General features: G+C 38.4%; 18 protein-coding genes, 1 pseudogene and 1 other annotated feature. Of the genes and pseudogenes, 5 read left to right on the top strand and 14 right to left on the bottom strand.

All coding sequences use genetic code 11. The features are described 5' to 3' along the window. Positions 1 to 50 precede the first annotated feature (50 nt). Complete coding sequence (gene rpmG, locus C9J35_RS11350) at positions 51 to 200, bottom strand: 50S ribosomal protein L33 (RefSeq protein ID WP_008408521.1); 150 nt, start codon at positions 198 to 200, stop codon at positions 51 to 53. Positions 201 to 350: 150 nt separating this feature from the next. Between rpmG and C9J35_RS11345 the strand changes: the two genes are divergently transcribed. Both C9J35_RS11345 and C9J35_RS11340 read left to right on the top strand, forming a co-directional pair. Then, positions 351 to 803 (top strand): hypothetical protein, encoded by a 453-nt coding sequence (locus tag C9J35_RS11345; protein ID WP_235616279.1) that lies wholly within the window; start codon positions 351 to 353, stop codon positions 801 to 803. A gap of 2 nt (positions 804 to 805) precedes the next feature. Continuing rightward, the gene (locus C9J35_RS11340; protein ID WP_054768294.1) at positions 806 to 1,303 is read left to right on the top strand and encodes a hypothetical protein; all 498 of its coding nucleotides are present in this window, start codon (positions 806 to 808) and stop codon (positions 1,301 to 1,303) included. Between the two features lie 128 nt (positions 1,304 to 1,431). Here the strand turns inward: C9J35_RS11340 and C9J35_RS11335 are convergent, their stop codons facing one another. The 9 genes and pseudogenes from C9J35_RS11335 to C9J35_RS11295 form a co-directional block, all read right to left on the bottom strand. Further along, entirely contained in the window at positions 1,432 to 2,010 is a 579-nt protein-coding gene (locus tag C9J35_RS11335; RefSeq protein ID WP_107924594.1) for an anthranilate synthase component II, read from the bottom strand. Beyond that, positions 2,007 to 3,392 (bottom strand): anthranilate synthase component I, encoded by a 1,386-nt coding sequence (gene trpE, locus C9J35_RS11330; protein ID WP_107924593.1) that lies wholly within the window; start codon positions 3,390 to 3,392, stop codon positions 2,007 to 2,009. Before trpE ends, C9J35_RS11335 begins: the two co-directional genes overlap by 4 nt. A gap of 286 nt (positions 3,393 to 3,678) precedes the next feature. Beyond that, positions 3,679 to 3,887, bottom strand: a binding site (T-box leader). 39 nt (positions 3,888 to 3,926) lie between these two features. After that, positions 3,927 to 4,997 carry a mechanosensitive ion channel family protein gene (locus C9J35_RS11325; RefSeq protein ID WP_107924592.1) on the bottom strand — a complete coding sequence of 357 codons (1,071 nt, stop codon included), beginning with the start codon at positions 4,995 to 4,997 and terminating at the stop codon, positions 3,927 to 3,929. A 77-nt stretch (positions 4,998 to 5,074) separates the two neighbouring features. Next, entirely contained in the window at positions 5,075 to 5,947 is an 873-nt protein-coding gene (locus C9J35_RS11320) for a vWA domain-containing protein (RefSeq protein WP_107924591.1), read from the bottom strand. 199 nt (positions 5,948 to 6,146) lie between these two features. Continuing rightward, complete coding sequence (phoU, locus tag C9J35_RS11315; protein WP_054768293.1) at positions 6,147 to 6,806, bottom strand: phosphate signaling complex protein PhoU; 660 nt, start codon at positions 6,804 to 6,806, stop codon at positions 6,147 to 6,149. A 13-nt stretch (positions 6,807 to 6,819) separates the two neighbouring features. Then, positions 6,820 to 7,575 (bottom strand): annotated as a pseudogene (pstB, locus tag C9J35_RS11310) (phosphate ABC transporter ATP-binding protein PstB); the annotation flags it as partial. A 90-nt stretch (positions 7,576 to 7,665) separates the two neighbouring features. Next, positions 7,666 to 8,544 carry a phosphate ABC transporter permease PstA gene (pstA, locus tag C9J35_RS11305; protein WP_054768292.1) on the bottom strand — a complete coding sequence of 293 codons (879 nt, stop codon included), beginning with the start codon at positions 8,542 to 8,544 and terminating at the stop codon, positions 7,666 to 7,668. A 1-nt stretch (position 8,545) separates the two neighbouring features. Next, positions 8,546 to 9,493, bottom strand: coding sequence for a phosphate ABC transporter permease subunit PstC (gene pstC / locus C9J35_RS11300; RefSeq protein WP_107924590.1), 948 nt, complete (start codon positions 9,491 to 9,493; stop codon positions 8,546 to 8,548). A gap of 65 nt (positions 9,494 to 9,558) precedes the next feature. Beyond that, on the bottom strand, positions 9,559 to 10,536 hold the full coding sequence (locus C9J35_RS11295) for a PstS family phosphate ABC transporter substrate-binding protein (protein WP_107924589.1): 978 nt from the start codon (positions 10,534 to 10,536) through the stop codon (positions 9,559 to 9,561). Between the two features lie 232 nt (positions 10,537 to 10,768). On the opposite strand from C9J35_RS11295, the gene C9J35_RS11290 reads away from it, so the two are divergent. Then, complete coding sequence (locus C9J35_RS11290; RefSeq protein WP_235616278.1) at positions 10,769 to 10,963, top strand: hypothetical protein; 195 nt, start codon at positions 10,769 to 10,771, stop codon at positions 10,961 to 10,963. A gap of 200 nt (positions 10,964 to 11,163) precedes the next feature. On the opposite strand, the gene C9J35_RS11285 is transcribed toward C9J35_RS11290, so the two are convergent. The 4 genes from C9J35_RS11285 to C9J35_RS11270 all read right to left on the bottom strand — a co-directional run bounded on the left by C9J35_RS11285 (position 11,164) and on the right by C9J35_RS11270 (position 16,622). Further along, positions 11,164 to 13,368: a peptidoglycan D,D-transpeptidase FtsI family protein gene (locus C9J35_RS11285; RefSeq protein ID WP_107924588.1), complete on the bottom strand. Its 2,205-nt coding sequence runs from the start codon at positions 13,366 to 13,368 to the stop codon at positions 11,164 to 11,166. A 240-nt stretch (positions 13,369 to 13,608) separates the two neighbouring features. Then, on the bottom strand, positions 13,609 to 14,214 hold the full coding sequence (locus C9J35_RS11280; RefSeq protein WP_054768291.1) for a superoxide dismutase: 606 nt from the start codon (positions 14,212 to 14,214) through the stop codon (positions 13,609 to 13,611). A 231-nt stretch (positions 14,215 to 14,445) separates the two neighbouring features. Next, positions 14,446 to 14,925 (bottom strand): DUF456 domain-containing protein, encoded by a 480-nt coding sequence (locus tag C9J35_RS11275; protein ID WP_107924587.1) that lies wholly within the window; start codon positions 14,923 to 14,925, stop codon positions 14,446 to 14,448. 65 nt (positions 14,926 to 14,990) lie between these two features. Further along, positions 14,991 to 16,622, bottom strand: coding sequence for a Na/Pi cotransporter family protein (locus C9J35_RS11270; protein WP_107924586.1), 1,632 nt, complete (start codon positions 16,620 to 16,622; stop codon positions 14,991 to 14,993). Positions 16,623 to 16,815: 193 nt separating this feature from the next. Here C9J35_RS11270 and C9J35_RS11265 point away from each other — a divergent pair, with 193 nt between their 5' ends. Both C9J35_RS11265 and yqfZ read left to right on the top strand, forming a co-directional pair. Beyond that, positions 16,816 to 17,325, top strand: coding sequence for a DUF1189 family protein (locus C9J35_RS11265; protein ID WP_107924585.1), 510 nt, complete (start codon positions 16,816 to 16,818; stop codon positions 17,323 to 17,325). A 52-nt stretch (positions 17,326 to 17,377) separates the two neighbouring features. Beyond that, the gene (yqfZ, locus tag C9J35_RS11260; protein WP_054768290.1) at positions 17,378 to 17,722 is read left to right on the top strand and encodes a protein YqfZ; all 345 of its coding nucleotides are present in this window, start codon (positions 17,378 to 17,380) and stop codon (positions 17,720 to 17,722) included. The last annotated feature ends 89 nt before the right edge of the window (positions 17,723 to 17,811 follow it).

Here is a 17,811-nt window from a genome sequence, read left to right as displayed (position 1 = left end):
ATTAGAACGTAGAAAGCCAAAACCACATGTGGTTTTGGCTTAATGAGCGATTACTTTGTTTCACGGTGAAGAGTGTATTTCTTCTCGCGAGAGCAATATTTTTTAAGTTCAAGACGCTCTGGATTGTTACGCTTGTTCTTTTTTGAAATGTAGTTACGTTCGCCGCAATCTGTGCAAGCTAAAGTAATGTTTACGCGCATTATTAACCCTCCCACTCTATATCAAGAATTAAAATTTGAGCATGATTTATACGACTAATCCATTATACCATAAACTGAAAAAAAATCTACCTTCATTTCATATTAACTTTGCATGTGGTAAAATACCTTATAATTACATAATTTAATGAGGTGAGACTATTGGATTTATCCATCATACTTATGATTGCTGGTATCGTTCTTATCGTCGTATCGTTCTTTTTCAAAAATACTGCGAAAAAAGTCGAACAAGATGTTGAAGAATTATCTATCTCTATTTTTCAAGAAACGAATAATTTGAAACGTCGCTTGAAAATTGTTGAAGAGGAGTTATTGCTAGAGCCAGATTTTCAGGTGAAATCACCGGTAGCTCAAAACCAGCCACTACAAAATCCAAAAATGCAGCAGGTGATGCAAGCTGTTCAACAAGCAGCCCAAGCAACAAAGTCAGCGCCAACGCCCCAACAAACGAAGCCTATTCACCAAATAATTATTAGTCAGGTGCTTGAACTTAATAAGCAAGGCCTATCTATAGCTGATATTAGTATTCGTTCAAATTTAACAGAAGAGCAAGTTCGCCAAGTGATTGCAAACGGAGGTCGGTAATTGTGAATAAATCCGCTATCCGTGCATTTGGTATCGCTCTTTTTCTAATCGGGGCATTGCTTGCCTTAGCAGATCGTTTTGATATGAATATTGGTTTACCCACTGTAAATTCCTCTACAGATAAGGATGTCGAGGCATTGCAAAAAAAACTCGAGATGGCAAATAAAGAACTTGCCTCGTTTAAAAAGCAGGCCACACAGCAAACTGCTACCAAAGATTCGCAAGATGATGATACGCCTAACGAAACACACGAAGTCGACAAAGAGACTGACACCCCATCAGATAAAACAACGATGACGCTTCAAATATATAGTGGTATTACCCCTTATATCGTGGCACAGAAGCTTGAAGATGGTGGTATCATTGAAAATAGTGTAGAAATGGAACTCCTCCTTGCAAATGCTAAATATGCACGTAGCTTACAAATAGGTGCTTACGAAGTGAACTCTTCCATGTCATTAGAAGAAATTGCTAAGCTTATTACCGGAAAGAAGCAATAAGTTACTTCTTATATAATGCAATTGTCATACATTAGATTAAGCACTTAATCGTCGTCGCCAGCAAGCTAAACTATAGCAAAGGCTGTTTACAAAAATCAGAGACAACTGACTTTTGTAACAGCCTTTTTTTATACCATATGCACTTGTTCTAGAAAGGCCAGCATCATATCACTGCCCTCTTTTGTAGCTATTGATTCAGGATGGAATTGTAACCCGAATAACGGGTACTGTTTATGCTGAATCGCCATAATCTCAGCATCATCACTTGAAGTTGCCGTTATGATAAAATCCTCATGTAAAGTGCTCGGTTCAATAATTAACGAGTGATAGCGCATCACTTCAAGCTCACCGTCTAAACGAGTGAATAGACCTATTCTACTATATTGCAACCTAGACAATTTTCCATGCATAATATTTTTTGCCTGCACGATGTTACCACCAAATGCCTGCCCAATCGATTGATGACCAAGGCAAATTCCTAAAATCGGAAACTCTGTATACAGCTCTTTCACCACATCCACCGTAATCCCTGCTTGATCCGGCGTTCCAGGACCAGGTGATAAAATAATCCCTTGTGGCTGTAAATCCTTTATCTCTTCAATCGTTAGTTCATCATTTCGAACTACCTTCACTTCTTTCCCCAGCATACTTACCTGCTGATATAAATTATAGGTGAATGAATCATAGTTATCGATTAGTAAAATCATTTTTTTACCTCCAGCAGCGCGCGAGCTTTATTGAGTGTTTCTTCATATTCAGACAAAGGGATTGAATCATAAACAATACCTGCCCCTGCCTGTACATGCGCACGGTCATCTTTGATAATCATTGTCCGAATTGCAAGAGCTAAATCCATAGCTCCCGTTGAAGAAATATAACCAACTGCTCCTGCATAAACACCGCGTTTCACTGGTTCCATCTCATTAATGAGCTGCATGGCACGAATTTTCGGCGCCCCTGAAACAGTACCTGCTGGCAAGCATGCACTCAGCACATCCAATACATGTACATCATCGCGTAGTTCGCCGACGACCTCTGATACAATATGCATAACGTATTTATAGCGCTCAATGTTCATATATTTAGCCAATTTCACTGAACCTACTTTTGATATACGGCCGATATCGTTGCGACCTAAATCTACCAACATCCGGTGTTCAGCAATTTCCTTTTCGTCGTTTAGCAAGTTCTGCGCTATTGCCTCATCTTGCTCAACCGTTTTACCTCGAGGCTTCGTACCTGCAATAGGATTCGTTGTTACCTTGCGATTCTTCACCTTTACAAGACTTTCAGGAGAAGTGCCTAAAATTATATATGCGCCATAATCCATATAAAACATATACGGTGACGGATTTGATGTTCTCAACTGACGATATAAAGCAAAGGGGTCGCCTGTATAGGGTGACGAAAAACGCTGAGATAGTACGATTTGGAAAATATCCCCCTTCATAATATGCTGTTTGGCGCGGTCCACCATAGCGACAAATTGTTCTTTTGGGAGCATAGGTTGGAATTTTAATGCTCCTAACTCCATGTCTCCAAATGTCGTACCCGCATAAAGCTGTGCCTCCATCTCATCAATAGCTGACTCCATCATTGTTAACGAACGTCCTTCTTCAAATAAATCAATTGCTGCTAGTGTAACCTCTTGCTTTAAATGATCGAAGATGATAAACGTGTCATAGAAAAAAACATGTACATCTGGCATATCTAAATCATCGTGCAAATAATCACCGATTTTCTCTGCATAAAACGCTGTTTCGTAACCAAAAAAGCCAATTGCTCCTCCGAAAAAAGCAAATGGATAATGTGCCTCATGGACATGCATCACCTGCTTTAATTTAGCAAAGACATTACCGCTTGATTTTTCCATATCCTGCTCTTTCGTAAATGTATAGCCATTTTTATCCCCAATAAGTTCAGCAATTGGATTAACGGCGATAAAGGAATAACGCCCACTTTCCTCGTGCTTGGCCGAGGATTCAAATAGCATCTTATGTTTTCCGTCTAGCGCTTGATACACCGAAATCGGCGTCATCATATCCCCTTGTAATACCTTCGTGGCAAATTTTCTAAGCTCAACTGTCATGCTCTTTCTCTCCTTCGCTATGCTATGCTCTGCTCTTCAACACCAAATACTCTTGTTACTAACACCTCAGCGTATTTCAGTCCTTGACTAACATCCTACTCGAAAGCCTTCAAATCCAAGACTTCCGTTAGAGGCAATATCTTCAATCAATCAGCGTTTACGATCCACCTGAAAAAAGCTACACTCGCATTTATGTTACTAACTATTTAGTTGGCAACCATCTTATGGGGCTATTACTTCACTATTCCACAAATTTACGAATGAATATAAAAAGGCCTTTCCATCACAAAAGGACGGAAAAGCCGTGGTGCCACCTTCATTGGTCTCATAAAGACCCACTCTAAGCCTGATAACGTAGGCAAACGCTAACCCGTACTACCTCTTTCAGGATTAGAGCTCCGAAGTCCATTCACCATTCATCTGTACTAGCTCTCACCTAACGCTAGCTCTCTGAAACAACATGTAATAGCTACTACTCTTCATCAACGCTGATTGTTAGTGTATATTGTAAAACAAAAAGTCACACAATTCAAATTATTTTTCGTTATGTAGCCAATAATTCTCATCATACTTTGGCAGCACAATATCATAATCTTTCAATATCTGTCGAATCGCGAATAGTATATCCTGTCTTGCACCCAATAACACACCCGTATCGTTAGTTGCCACAAAGAATCGCACTAGAATACGGTAGGAATCAGGACGGAAATCATCTATAAATACATGAATCAGATCTTTTTCGGTATCATCATGTAAATAAATTTGCTGATGAATCATACTTAATGCACTACGTAGTTTTTCTTCTTCGTTTTCAAGTGCTACATAAAAAAATTGTTCACATTTTCGTTTTTCTCGTTTCGATAAATTATATAGTGGGCGATTAACTAAATAGGCGTTAGGTACATAAACCAGTCCTTTATCACCGGTTTGAATAAGCGTACTACGTAGGTTAATATCTTCAATTGTTCCTTCAATCTTTTGATCTTCTGTTGCTACCCAATCACCAATTTGAAACGGGTTGTCAAGTGCAACGGACATACCTCCAAATACATGTGCCAGTGTATCACGAATCCCAAACGCAATGGCTACACCTGTTAAACCGATACCTGTTAAAAAGCCATTCAAGTTAAAATCCCAAAAAGAAGCAATTGTAAACATGGCTAAAATCATGATTAACACTTTACCTATGCGCAGGAAAAATGGCAACAGTACATTTTGCTCCTCGTCACTATTGATAGCCAAAGGTTGCTTTGTATAATAATGCAATACATCGTACACGCCTTTAAAGGCAAAAAATACCATGATGGACAATACAAAATTCTTTGTTGCCGCATCTGTAAAAAAGCGTACTTCTAGTAACACCGTTAAGCTAAGTACAATAACGGCTGACATGAAAGCATAACGTATCGCTTTATTAAATTGTTCCAGCACTGTTGCTTGAAAGTTACGCTGTCTTTTTTTCAAAAATGCAACCATGACCGTTATTATTTTTTTCAGCACGAACTGTTGGAATAACCAGCCAATTAGACAGATAGCCATTGCAATCATTATGTCCATCCAAGTCGGTACTGTCACATTTGGTAATAACCATTTTATTGTGTCCATGTAATTCTCCTTTTTCCTACCTATGTAAATTTACATAAAATAAGCCGACCAACATCCAACTGGTCAGCTTCATGTGTTTATTGAATAGCATCCTCCGCAAAAAAAGCTCTATTCGCAAACCAAAATTGTTGCTCGTTAAAATTTTGCTCATGCATTGCAATTACAGCAAACTCTGCATGGTAGCTATGCTTCATATCTTCTATCATTGCTTTCCCACGCTTTCCTAATAAATATTGACCATCGACAGGGTTACCTTCAGTGAAAATTATAATTTCCGCTTCAGTACATTGCTGATTTTCTTTGAGCAATCCTTTCACAAACTGTAACACTGGCAAGATTGCAGATTCTCCTCTTGCCTTATATTCTATAAAATCTTTAAAATCAGTCAAATTTATATGCCCGTTTTCAAATCGGTAATGTACATGAATTTGGCGATCATACGGTACGATATATAAATCCCGTTGCTCTCGATGGGCATTCATAAATAACGGTAAAATCATACTTTTGCACAGCTCAGAATAGGCCACCATTCCCGTTGTTTGTTCAAGACAAACAATCATTGGTCCAGGCTCTTTTTTATATGCAGCAAACGGCACATAAAAGATGTTTCCTTCTTTTGTAGTATGATGTTTTAGTTGTTGTCGCTTAGCTTCCTGCCATTTCCGTTCATAATACAAGCGTTGCTCCTTGCCATTTGCTAGCCGTTCCGCCTGCTCAATTGCAGGTATATTTTCTCGAATTTCATGCATGATATCAGCTAACTCATATGCAAATGCTGCCATATTTCGTAATGTCTCACTCTTGTAAAAATATTCAATAAAAAAATGTTGTTCTTTGTCACTTAACTCCTCTAGATGTAAGTGTTCATATAAAAAACACAAGCTTTCTCGTTGTTCAGTTGTGAGATCTAGTTCAAATTTCTCTATGAATGTTTCTACAACATCTTTCACGAAGCAGCACCACCTTAGCGCATAAATTTTGGATAATGTCTATAGTATAACCAAATTAGTATTTTGACAATACAAACCCGCTGCGCAATATTTGACGTTACTACGCAGTACAATGTTGCTGTTATTTCAGTATTTTTTCAGTACTTGTACAGCAACGTAAAAAGGAAGAGAATGGCTTCATCCGCCCTTCTCTTCCTTTTTAATTATTCAATTCGTAATGTTTACCTTTGACTAAGTAAAATAGGTGCTCGGCAATATTTGTTGCATGGTCAGCTGAACGTTCTAAATATCGGCAGACAAAAGTTAAATGCGTAATCTGGTGAATATGAGCTGGATTATCAGCACCTGCACGCAACAACAGTGTAACTGTTGCACCATATAAATCATCTACATAATCATCAAGCTCCGCAATTTCTTTCGCACTTACAGTATCTTCTTCAGTAAAGGCTTTGATAATACTGTCAAGCATTTCAACCGTTTTATTGCACATTGTCTGTAAATTTGTTGTCGGGAAGATAAGGGGCTCTTTACCAAGACGAATCGTCTCTTTGGCAATATTGACAGCATAATCTCCAACTCTTTCCATATCTGATGCCGCTTTCACTAACACCATTAAACGGCGTAAATCAGTCGCTACTGGTTGTTGCTTGGCAATCATCAAAATTACACGGTCATTAATTTCTTCCTCTAGACGATTAATGATTAAATCATCCTCTAGAATCTTTAAGGACTTTTCTAAATCCTGCTCTAATAACGCACTAAAAGCTATTTTTAAAGCATTAATACTGCTACTTGCAATTTCAACAAATTGAGCTTGAATTTCTTTTAGCTCCTGCTCAAAACGTTCACGTACTACCATCTATCGTTCCTCCTTAGCCGAAGCGTCCTGAAATATAATCTTCTGTACGTTGATCTGCAGGTGTTTGGAAGATCACATCTGTTTTATCGTATTCGATGACTTCGCCGCTTAGGAAAAATGCTGTACGGTCTGAAATACGCGCCGCCTGTTGCATATTATGTGTCACAATAATAATCGAATAATCCTTTTTCAGTTCTTGAACCAATTCTTCAACCTTTAATGTAGAAATGGGATCAAGAGCAGAGGTAGGCTCATCCATTAAAATGACATCTGGTTCGATTGCTAAACAACGCGCAATACAGATTCGTTGCTGTTGACCACCTGAAAGGCCATAGGCATTTTGATTTAAGCGGTCTTTTACCTCATCCCAAATAGCCGCACCACGCAATGATTTTTCAACAATTTCATCAAGAATTTTTTTGTTTTTTATGCCATGTATCCGCGGACCATAGGCGATATTATCATAAATCGATTTTGGGAATGGGTTTGGCTTTTGGAAGACCATTCCGACATGCGTACGTAATTCTTCTACCGTATAGTTTTTATCTAAAATATTGCGCTCACGATATAAAATTTCACCAGATGTACGAACGATTGGTACTAGCTCTACCATTCTGTTTAATGTTTTTAAATACGTCGATTTCCCACATCCAGAAGGGCCAATTATCGCTGTTACTTCGTTTTCATAAATGCTTAAATTGACATCCTTTAAACCATGGTGATCGCCGTACCATAAATTTAAATTGCGTGTATCATATACCACTTTTTTTGCTACATCTATAGAAGGCTTTGCGCCTGTATGAATCGTTTTGACAACTGACTTTTCCTCTTTAAAATCTATTACCATAAGGTCACCTCATTAATAACGTTTTTGGAATTTATTTCGAATAAAAATCGCGATAGAGTTCATCAGTAAGAGCACTGTCATTAGCACTAAAATACCTGCCGCTGCTACATATTGAAATGCCTCTTGTGGGCGTTTTGCCCAATCATAAATCTGCATTGGTAGCGCCGTAAACTGACTTAGTAAATTATCTGGCAAGAATTGTAAAATAACTGGGATTCCGATAACCACAAGTGGCGCTGTTTCACCAATTGCACGAGATAATGCTAAAATACTTCCAGTTAATATCCCTGGTATTGCTGCAGGAAGAACGACACGTAATATTGTTTGCCATTTTGTCGCCCCCATGCCGTAAGATGCTTCACGTTGTTCACTTGGCACAGCACGAATTGCTTCCTGTGCAGCTACTATAATAACGGGTAAAATTAGTAAACTCATCGTAAAGCCAGCCGCTAAAATACTTTTACCTAGCTCCATCATACGAACAAAAATCGTTAACCCTAGTAAACCAAAAACAATGGAAGGTACCCCTGCTAAGTTTGAGATATTCATACGAATAAAGTCATTTAGTCTATTTTTCTTTGCATATTCTTCTAAATAAATCGCAGTTCCTACACCTAGAATGATTGACACAGGTGCGACAACGCCCATCAGCCAAAGTGAGCCGACTAATGCCGCCTTAATACCTGCTTTATCTGCAAAACGCGAAGCGAAGTTTGTCAAGAAGTCGAAATTTAAATAGTCAATACCTTGTGTCACAATACGGTAGAGTAAAATAGCAAGCATTACTAATGCAAATGTAGTAGCTAAGAAAAACAAGGTTTTCCAGACTTTATTGAACGTAATACGCTTTGTCATTCGTTTCATGACGACTGAGTCATCCATATAGCGCATGCTAGTAAACCTCCCTGAAACGTTTCGAAATATAATGAGCGAGTAAGTTCATCACTAATGTAAAGATAAATAATGTGAAACCTACTGAGTAAATAGAGTAGTAAATTGTCGTTCCATAGCCCGCATCACCTGTTGAAACCTGTACAATATAAGCTGTCATCGTTTGGATAGAGTCCGTGACATCCAAATCAAATTTCGGTGTGGACCCTCCGGCAAGTGAGACAATCATTGTTTCACCGATTGCCCGGGAAATAGCAAGTACAACAGATGCTATAATTCCTGATAGTGCAGCAGGTAAAACTACTTTAATGGCTACTTCAAACTTTGTAGCACCGAGAGCCAATGCACCTTCTCGCATACTGTTAGGGACAGACGACATAGCATCTTCTGACAGCGAAGTGATCATCGGTAAAATCATAATTCCCACAACAATCCCCGGACTAAGTGCATTAAATAATTTTAACCCTGGAATAATTTGTTGTAACATTGGTGTGACAAATGTCAGAGCGAAGAAACCATAAACAATTGTGGGCACCCCTGCTAAAACTTCTAATATTGGTTTAACCGTACGTCTTGTTTTCTCATTCGCATATTCACTTAAATAAATCGCTGACGCAATCCCAAACGGTACGGCCACGACAACTGCTATGAGTGTGACTTTCAACGTTCCTGCAATAAGTGGTAGAATCCCAAATAACGGTTCCTTCCCTGAAAACGGTAACCACTGTGTACCAAATAGGAAATCCGTAATCGAAACACGTTTAAAAAACTCAAACGTTTCAAAAATAAGGGTGAAAACAATGCCAAATGTCGTCAAAATAGAGATAAGGGCTGCAGAAAATAATAGAGCTGGCATTGCTTTTTCCACTATTTTCTTCGTTTTTTGATTGCGTGAATTCGCAATTAATTGTTGCACAGATGTTGTCTTATTTTCTTTTTGAGAAACCATTGGGTGCTCCTTTCAAGTAAGCGAGGGAAAGAGCATACATCTCTTTCCCCCTAATGCATGTCTACTTATTTTAAGCCTTCTAAAGTTTTTAAACCTTCAGCATATTTTTCTTCTGGTAGACGTACATAACCTACAGCCTCAGCCATATCTCCTGAATTTTCTAGTGTGAATTTCACGAAATCGTATGCTGCTGCGTTATCTTTAATCGCGCTATTTTTTACATATGTGAATAATGGACGAGAAAGTGGTGAGTATTTACCAGTTTCAATTGTTTCGTTTGTAGGTTCTACTCCATTTACTTTCACAATGTTTAATTTATCTTTATTTTCTAGGTAATACGCATAGCCGAAGAAGCCAATTGCATTTTTGTCACCTGCTACACCTTGCACTAGCATGTTATCATCCTCTGATAATGTTGCAGAACTTACTAGATCCGCTCCATCTAAAATCACTTCATCAAAGTAGTCATATGTCCCAGAGTCAGTACCTGGAGAATAGAATACGATTTTTTCTGCTGGCCATGATGGATCAATATCAGACCACTTCTTCTCTTTACCGTCTTCAATCCAAATCTGTTTTAATTGCTCTACTGTTAAATCCTTCGCCCAATCATTTTCAGGATTTACTACTACTGATAAACCGTCATATGCTAAAGCTAGTTCTGTAAAAGCAATACCTGCTTCTTCTAGTTTCGCTTTCTCTTCATCTTTTATATAACGAGATGCATTTGAAAAGTCTGTCTCCCCTGCGATGAATTTTTCAAAGCCACCACCAGTTCCAGAAACACCTACTGATACTTTGACATCCGGTTGTGCACCTGCATACTCTTCTACAACTGCTTCAATAATTGGTGCTACTGTTGATGAACCATCTCCAGCTACAGAACCTTGCAGTTTTTCGTCAGCAGCATCTTGTCCTGAACTTGCTGGTGCATTCGTTTCTGTATTGTTACCATTTTGAGTAGAGTTGTCACTACCGCATGCACCTAGCATTAATGCTGAACCCATTACCGCCGTCATCGTTAAGTACTTCCACTTTTTCATCTCATTTGCCTCCGTCACTAACTTTTTTTATAGTTGTTTGCCTTACAATCTTTACTATAAACACTGATTGTTGAAGTCGTATAAACCATTCGTAAAAGAGACGTAAAGGAATGTAATGGTTTGTAAATGATTGTAAAGATACCTTTACAATTGAAAAAGCTTGCTTCCTCAATGAAAGGTGCTATAATAAGCAATTGTGTGTCAGAAAATAATATATAAGGGGTTTGACTTTGTGATAAAACATGCAAAAGTACAAAATGCCGATTACTTTAAAACGTATTTAACACTTGTCATGACTCATCGAGAGTTATCTTTACAGGAGGCTGTGGATTTTATGGTACAGTCTTATTTCTGTAATAATATAGAGCTTTATGGTACAAAACCAAAGCAACAATTTGAATTAGCTGTTCAGCAACTATCTGCCTAATACAAAATCGACTGCCTCTACAAAGAGAGACAGTCGATTTTCTTATTTAATAGAAGCACGCGCTGTAAAAACCCATTCCAGTTTTGTGGCGAATCCGTCTATCTATCTGTTGTTTTGCACTTAATCCGTCACTTTAATGATTCTATCCGTCACTGAAAGAAAAAAACCGCTAGGCATTTTTCATGCACTAGCGGTTTTTCTTATTCTTGCTCATCTTCACCAATTTTCTCTTTTGTGATTGCTGGTAAGATTGGTTGCTCTACATTGCTATCAGAAACTTTCGTAGAATCATATTTCGCTTTTAGTTCATAATATTTATCTAAAGAACGTTTTGCAATTTCATTATTTTGATCCAAATAAATTTTGAAGTTTGTAGTTACCCAAGGAATAACAACAGCATAAGCAATTTCAGGATTTTCATATGGCGCAAAACCAACATGTGTTAAGTTAGTTGTACTTGTACCGTAATGCTCTTTTAATGGTCCATAATAAACTACCTCGGCTGTTCCCGTTTTCCCTGCTGCAGTATAAGGTGTATTTGTAAACTGTTTTCGAGCACTACCTTGATTACCAGTATATACACGACGAAGCCCTTTTTTCACATAGTTAATTTCATCTGCAGAATTATCAATGCTATTTAAAATCGTCGGTCCCACTTCTGATACTAATTGGCCAAGATTTTGACCATCTTTTGATGGCTCACGTACTTCTTTCACCACGTGTGGTTGAATACGATAACCGCCGTTTGCTACTGTCGAAATATATTGTGCTAATTGCATTGGCGTGTATGTGTCGTATTGTCCGATCGCTAAGTCGAGTGTTTTACCACCCATTGTAGGACCCGATGGACCCTGCACGCCACTGAATTCATTCGGTAAATCAATGCCTGTTTTTACTCCTAAGCCAAATTGTGCATAGGAATTACGCATTTTTGAAAACGTATCGTCCCTTAAACGGAGCGGCATCATATAACTATATGGTGTCCCGTTGATAAGTAGGGCCGTTTTAAACATATATACGTTAGAAGAACGCTCAAGAGCGGTCAAACCATCCATCGATACATAGCCAGAACGGTTAAAAATCGAGCTCTTTACTGGTGTACCAAGTAAATGAATTGGTTCATCTCCTAATACAGTGCTTGGCGTAATGACTCCTTGATTATAGCCAGTAAGTAAGGTTGCAGCTTTGACAACTGACCCTGCCTCATAGGCTGTTGTGAATGAACCATATGCATAATCGACGATGATGTTTTTACCTGTTTCAGGATCTTTCTCAATTTTCTTACCAACCATCGATAAAATTTCTCCTGTATTCGGATTCATCATCACTAAAAAGGCACGATCTAATAAATACGAACCAGCTATCGATTTTAAGTTGAGCAGCTCTTCCTCTACAATTTTCTCCGTCTCTGCCTGTAATTCGCTATCAAACGTTAACACTAAATCTTTACCTGGCTCGCCCTCATACGTAGTAACAGTATCGACAACTTGCCCTTTTTTATTGGTAATATTTTTGACAACTGTTTTTTGTCCTTGTAAAAGCTCTTCGTATTGCGCTTCAATATAACTTTCCCCAACACGGTCATTGCGTGAGTAATCGCGCGCTAAATAATAATTTAGCTTCTCTTTTGGAATCCCTTTCGTTGGTAGCGTTGTACGCCCTAAAACAGAAAGCGATGATAATTTGACCCGCTTCCAGTCAGTTGTCGTATTGACCCCAGGTAATTCTGTTAGCCGCTCTGAGACACGAGCAAATTCATCAGCGGATACATTTTCACTTTTAATGATTTGGGGTGATAAATTATAGCCGGATGCCATTTCTCGGTAAATCGCCAACACTTCTAAATCAGCCTCTGTAAGTTGCGCTAATTCTTCGTCGGTAATACGTTCGCGCACAAGTCTATCAATCTCAGCATTGATTTGACTTGTCGTAATATTTTCTTGCGTTTTAATTTTCGTTTGTTCTTTATCGGTTACTTTCTCATAGGCAGCATCGTGATTTTTAAGAATCCAAAAATCCTTTTTATCCCGTAATGTGACACGTTTCGTTGGCTGTTCAATCAATTGCGCCAGCATCTCGGCAATTTCCAGCATTTCATCCGTTTTTGTCGTCTGCATTTTTGTATACGTAATCGCATTTTCTGGTTGATTGTCGACTAAAATACGGCCATAACGGTCATACATTCGCCCTCTTGGTACACTCGTATTTACTGGAACTTCCTCTGTACGCTCTAGAATACGAACATAATCTTCCCCTTTTACAATTTGCATATAACCAAGCCTAAAAATTAACATCGAAAATATGATAAATATAGCAAAGAAAAGGACATTCATTCGAAATGTTAAATTGGAATGATGCTTAGCTTTAACACTCGCCGCGCGATTTTTCCCTGGTGTTTTGCGCATGTATTCCCCTCCTTCTCAATTACTGTTTAAATACACGATATTAAGTATACCATCCGAAGTACCGACAGAAAAGCATACTCTTGAGTGAAAGCATCATTTATTTGACGGCACTTTCATAAAAAAGTTTCTTACCATTGTAAATTAGTGAATTTGGGGGATAAATCAAGAAAGTACTCAATAAATCAAAAAAGCTATGCCACGGTGATTTCGCACCTTGGCATAGCTCTGTATTAGATAATATTATTTTGCAGCTTGGAATTTAGCTTCTACTACATCCCAGTTTACTACGTTCCAGAAAGCACCGATATAGTCTGGACGACGGTTTTGGTAGTTTAAGTAGTAAGCATGCTCCCAAACGTCTAAGCCTAGAACAGGTGTTTTACCTTCCATTACTGGAGAGTCTTGGTTTGGAGTAGATGTTACAGCTACTGAGTCACCATCAACGATTAACCATGCCCAGCCTGAACCGAAACGAGTAGTTGCAGCTTTTGCAAATTCCTCTTTGAAAGCGTCGAAAGAACCGAATTTAGCATCGATTGCTTTTGCTACTTCACCAACTGGTGTATTTGAACCGCCTGGAGCGATTAATTCCCAGAATAATGTATGGTTAGCATGTCCGCCACCATTGTTACGTACCGCTGGTTGTTTATCAGCTGGAAGCGCATCGATGTTAGCGATTAATTCGTTAATATCTTTTTCTGCAAATTCAGTGCCTTCAACTGCTGCGTTTAAATTTGTTACATAAGTATTGTGGTGTTTAGAATGGTGAATTTCCATTGTTTTTGCATCGATATGTGGTTCTAATGCGTCATAAGCGTAAGTTAATTGTGGTAATTCGTAAGCCATTGTTAAGTTCCTCCCTAAAATAAAGAAATAATTAGTACATCCTTAGATTATCAAAATTGGTCAAACCATTCAATGAAAAATACCTCAAATCCAAGATTTCAGCCTTTTGACTGAAAAACCAATTCAATTACTATCATTCCCGCTCTTTTGTTTTGTTAAACATACCATCAATTCGATGAACGTTTTTGTACTCGTTGTCTCACTCTTGCGAAATAGCCGCATTTATCAACGTTAAATAGCGATAAAGAAAACTACAATCATGACGACTTGAATAACACCTTTTGCTACAGTTGATGTTAAAAAGCCAATCAGTGAACCAACACCACTTTTTACGGCCTCGCTTATTGTACGACGTTCCACTGCTAGCTCTGCAATAACAGCACCTAAAAATGGACCAATTAATATCCCGGCAAATGGGATGACGAATGGCCCAATTAATAAACCAATTGTACTGCCCCACATGCCCGCATTCGAGCCACCGAACTTTTTTATACCGAATGCATTTGCAACCGTATCAGCGCCGAATAATAATACTACAAATAATAGTTCAATTACCCAGAACCACCAGCTTAAATCAGCAAATGAGAAAAACAGTCCATATAGTAAAAAGCCTCCGACTAGAAAAATTACACCAGGTATAATCGGATACACTAGCCCTACAAAAGATACGATAAAGCAGGCGATTACTAATATCCAGCCAACAACTTCCATAAAATCTCTCTCCTTTGCCTCACATTGACTTTTATACGTAAAATACTATAAAAAGTTTCACAATTTTAATGGCGAATACCTAAAATAGAATCTGCAATGTTAACGGCATGATCGCCAATACGCTCTAAATTGCTGACAATATCCGTGTAGACTATGCCTGCTGCACCGCTGCATTCATTCGTATTTAAACGCGCAATATGTTTTTGTCTTAGTTTATCCTCCATATCATCAATTAGACTTTCTAATTCAGTTACTTCTTGCGCTAGGCTAAGACTCGCTGTATCAAGTGCTGCAATACTTTTACGTACCGCTTCTATCGCCAAACTAAACATGCCAATTAAATCCTGTCGCGCTGATTTACTTAAACTTACTTCATGGTGATCCTTATACTGTAGAAGTTCTAAAATATTTTCGAAATGATCACCAATACGTTCAAGATCTCGTACATTCGTTAACAATGTATGATGACGTACCGAATCTGCCCGAGACAGCGGTTGCTTCGACACCATCACGAGATAGTTAGTAATTTCTTTATCTAAATGATTAAGTGCTACTTCTAATTGTAGGACTGTGGGGATATGCTCTGAATCACCCGTTTTCATATATAAAAATGTTTCTTCCAAACCACGTAATGCATGGTCACCCATACGTAAAACCTCTTCTTTCGCCTGACCAAGCGCAATAGCAGGCGAAGAATCAATGAACGTCGGATCAAGATGTTTCGTCGTAACATCAATATTTCCATCGTGCCCTGGCAGTATTTTTGTTACTAGAACGGCCAATCCGCCAATAAAGGGTAATTGAATCAACATATTAAAGACATTAAACGAGCCATGTGCGACAGCTATTTGCATGCGCGCTTCTAAATGGAGCAGCCCGCTTATCCATTGAACATAGTGCATAAATGGTATGAAAAATACCATAAAAATCACTGTCCCAATGATGTTAAAAAGGACATGTGCCGCCGCTGCTCGCTTGGCATAGACGGAAGCACCCAGTGAGGCTAATACTGCGGTAATCGTTGTGCCGATATTTTCGCCAAATAAAATGGGTAAAGCACTTTCCAATCCAATTAAATGTTCAGCATATAAACCTTGTAGTACACCGACAGTTGCTGTTGAGCTTTGAACAAGCAGCGTAAAAATTGTACCAAGAAACACGCCTAAAATCGGTTGGTTACTTAGAAGTATCGTTAATGAAGCAAAGTCAGCTAATTGATGGAGCATCTGCATACTAGCACTCATAAGCTCAAGCCCTAAAAACAGACCGCCAAAGCCAAATAAGACTTGCCCAACATGATGATAAATTGCTCTTTTAAAGAAAAATAAAAATGCCGCTCCAATCGCGAGTAGCGGATAAAAATAAATGCCAATATCAATACCGATAATAAATGCCGTTAATGTCGTACCAATATTTGCCCCCATTATTACACCAATTGCTTGACGCAATGTTAAAAAGCCAGCACTCACTAGTCCAACTGTTATGACTGTCGTTGCAGAGCTCGACTGAATACAAACTGTTACGATAATACCTACTAATACACCCATTAACGGATTTGTCGTAAAACGATTCAACCATTCGCGCAGTCGGTCATCTGCGGATTTTTGTAGCCCTTCCCCCATTAATTTAATGGAAAATAAAAAGACCCCTAAACCGCCTAAAAATTGAAATAGTATGCTTTGCCAATCTATTGTCAATTGTATTCGCTCCAATTCCTTGTCTCTACTACTCTATTTCTAATCTTTAAATGAAAAAGTACAAAAAGTAAAGAAAACCTTTAACTTCTTTACATAATGTTAACATTTTAGCATTTGTTAAACAGCCAATCGAAGTCAATTCATATCTTGTCCCAGATGAACATGTTAGAATATCGATTGGAGGTGATATTTTATGAAACACTCACAACTATTTATCGACAGTCTGATTCATCCTAAAAAACTAGCTGCTTACCGTCTACTGCCTATCGGTAAGGTTATTCAATACACCTTTTTACTAGTGAGCTTTGTCACAGTTTTCTCATTTGGACGTTTTACAGCTGGTGTGTCTATCAATACCATCGATTTTAGCGGTTTGACGGAATACATAGAAGATATTAAATGGCTATTATATCCGGCGACATTCATCTTGCTATTTGTCTTTACAACCATGCTTATTTTTGCGCAAATCGCCATTTATGCATTGGCTGGCCACTTTATCTTAAAGGTGATGAAACGCCGTGGAGAATACCGTCATATATGGCGTACAACTACATTCGCAATTACTTGGGCGACTATCTTGAGCACACTTTCAGAATACTTGCCAATTAGCAATACAATTATCTCAATTTTATCGCTGTTATTAACCATTACTCTATTAATTGTCGCCTTTACAAAATATCCAAAACAACCAATTGCAAAATAGTGTGCATGAATCCCCTCTCTTCTCAATATAGTGTAGAAAAGGAGGGGATTTTTTGCGTGCCTTAATTTTAACAGCCATTATTATAGTTATCGCCTTTGTTGTAAAAATAGATTTAACAGAAGGGACATTACCCCTTGCTGCATTTTATCCAAAAGATACAGCAAACGCACTTTGTGAAGACCAACGTGAGCCAAATTATCTCAGTGTCCAAACCATTCAAGGAGATACTATCCATAGCTTATTTGCTCTACATCCTGCAAAAGTACCCATGACCTTTCCTGAACGACTACAGCTCTTTTACGAATTAAACCCACATTTACAGTTGCAGGCTCTTATTCCAGGTGAAAATATTAAGCTTCCGCTCTCTTTCGCATTCGAAAACAACTGCGGAAAATGAAAAGTTAACGTTTCTTCCTTGTCCTTATTTTCTTACACTGCTAAAATAAATGACAGTGACGGCTGAAAGTAGTGGCCCGAAAAGGAGAG

Origin of the sequence: Lysinibacillus parviboronicapiens (assembly GCF_003049575.1) — a bacterium.
Lineage (GTDB): Bacteria > Bacillota > Bacilli > Bacillales_A > Planococcaceae > Lysinibacillus > Lysinibacillus parviboronicapiens.
The sequence above is the reverse complement of the archived record's forward strand: the minus strand, read 5'-3'. Positions and strand labels throughout refer to the sequence as shown.

Coding starts and splice junctions, on each gene's coding strand:
- rpmG (WP_008408521.1), bottom strand. CDS start 200: ATGCGCGTAAACATTACTTTAGCTTGCACAGATTGCGGCGAACGTAAC.
- C9J35_RS11335 (WP_107924594.1), bottom strand. CDS start 2,010: ATGATTTTACTAATCGATAACTATGATTCATTCACCTATAATTTATAT.
- trpE (WP_107924593.1), bottom strand. CDS start 3,392: ATGACAGTTGAGCTTAGAAAATTTGCCACGAAGGTATTACAAGGGGAT.
- C9J35_RS11325 (WP_107924592.1), bottom strand. CDS start 4,997: ATGGACACAATAAAATGGTTATTACCAAATGTGACAGTACCGACTTGG.
- phoU (WP_054768293.1), bottom strand. CDS start 6,806: ATGGTAGTACGTGAACGTTTTGAGCAGGAGCTAAAAGAAATTCAAGCT.
- pstA (WP_054768292.1), bottom strand. CDS start 8,544: ATGCGCTATATGGATGACTCAGTCGTCATGAAACGAATGACAAAGCGT.
- pstC (WP_107924590.1), bottom strand. CDS start 9,493: ATGGTTTCTCAAAAAGAAAATAAGACAACATCTGTGCAACAATTAATT.
- C9J35_RS11295 (WP_107924589.1), bottom strand. CDS start 10,536: ATGAAAAAGTGGAAGTACTTAACGATGACGGCGGTAATGGGTTCAGCA.
- C9J35_RS11285 (WP_107924588.1), bottom strand. CDS start 13,368: ATGCGCAAAACACCAGGGAAAAATCGCGCGGCGAGTGTTAAAGCTAAG.
- C9J35_RS11280 (WP_054768291.1), bottom strand. CDS start 14,214: ATGGCTTACGAATTACCACAATTAACTTACGCTTATGACGCATTAGAA.
- C9J35_RS11275 (WP_107924587.1), bottom strand. CDS start 14,925: ATGGAAGTTGTTGGCTGGATATTAGTAATCGCCTGCTTTATCGTATCT.
- C9J35_RS11265 (WP_107924585.1), top strand. CDS start 16,816: ATGAAACACTCACAACTATTTATCGACAGTCTGATTCATCCTAAAAAA.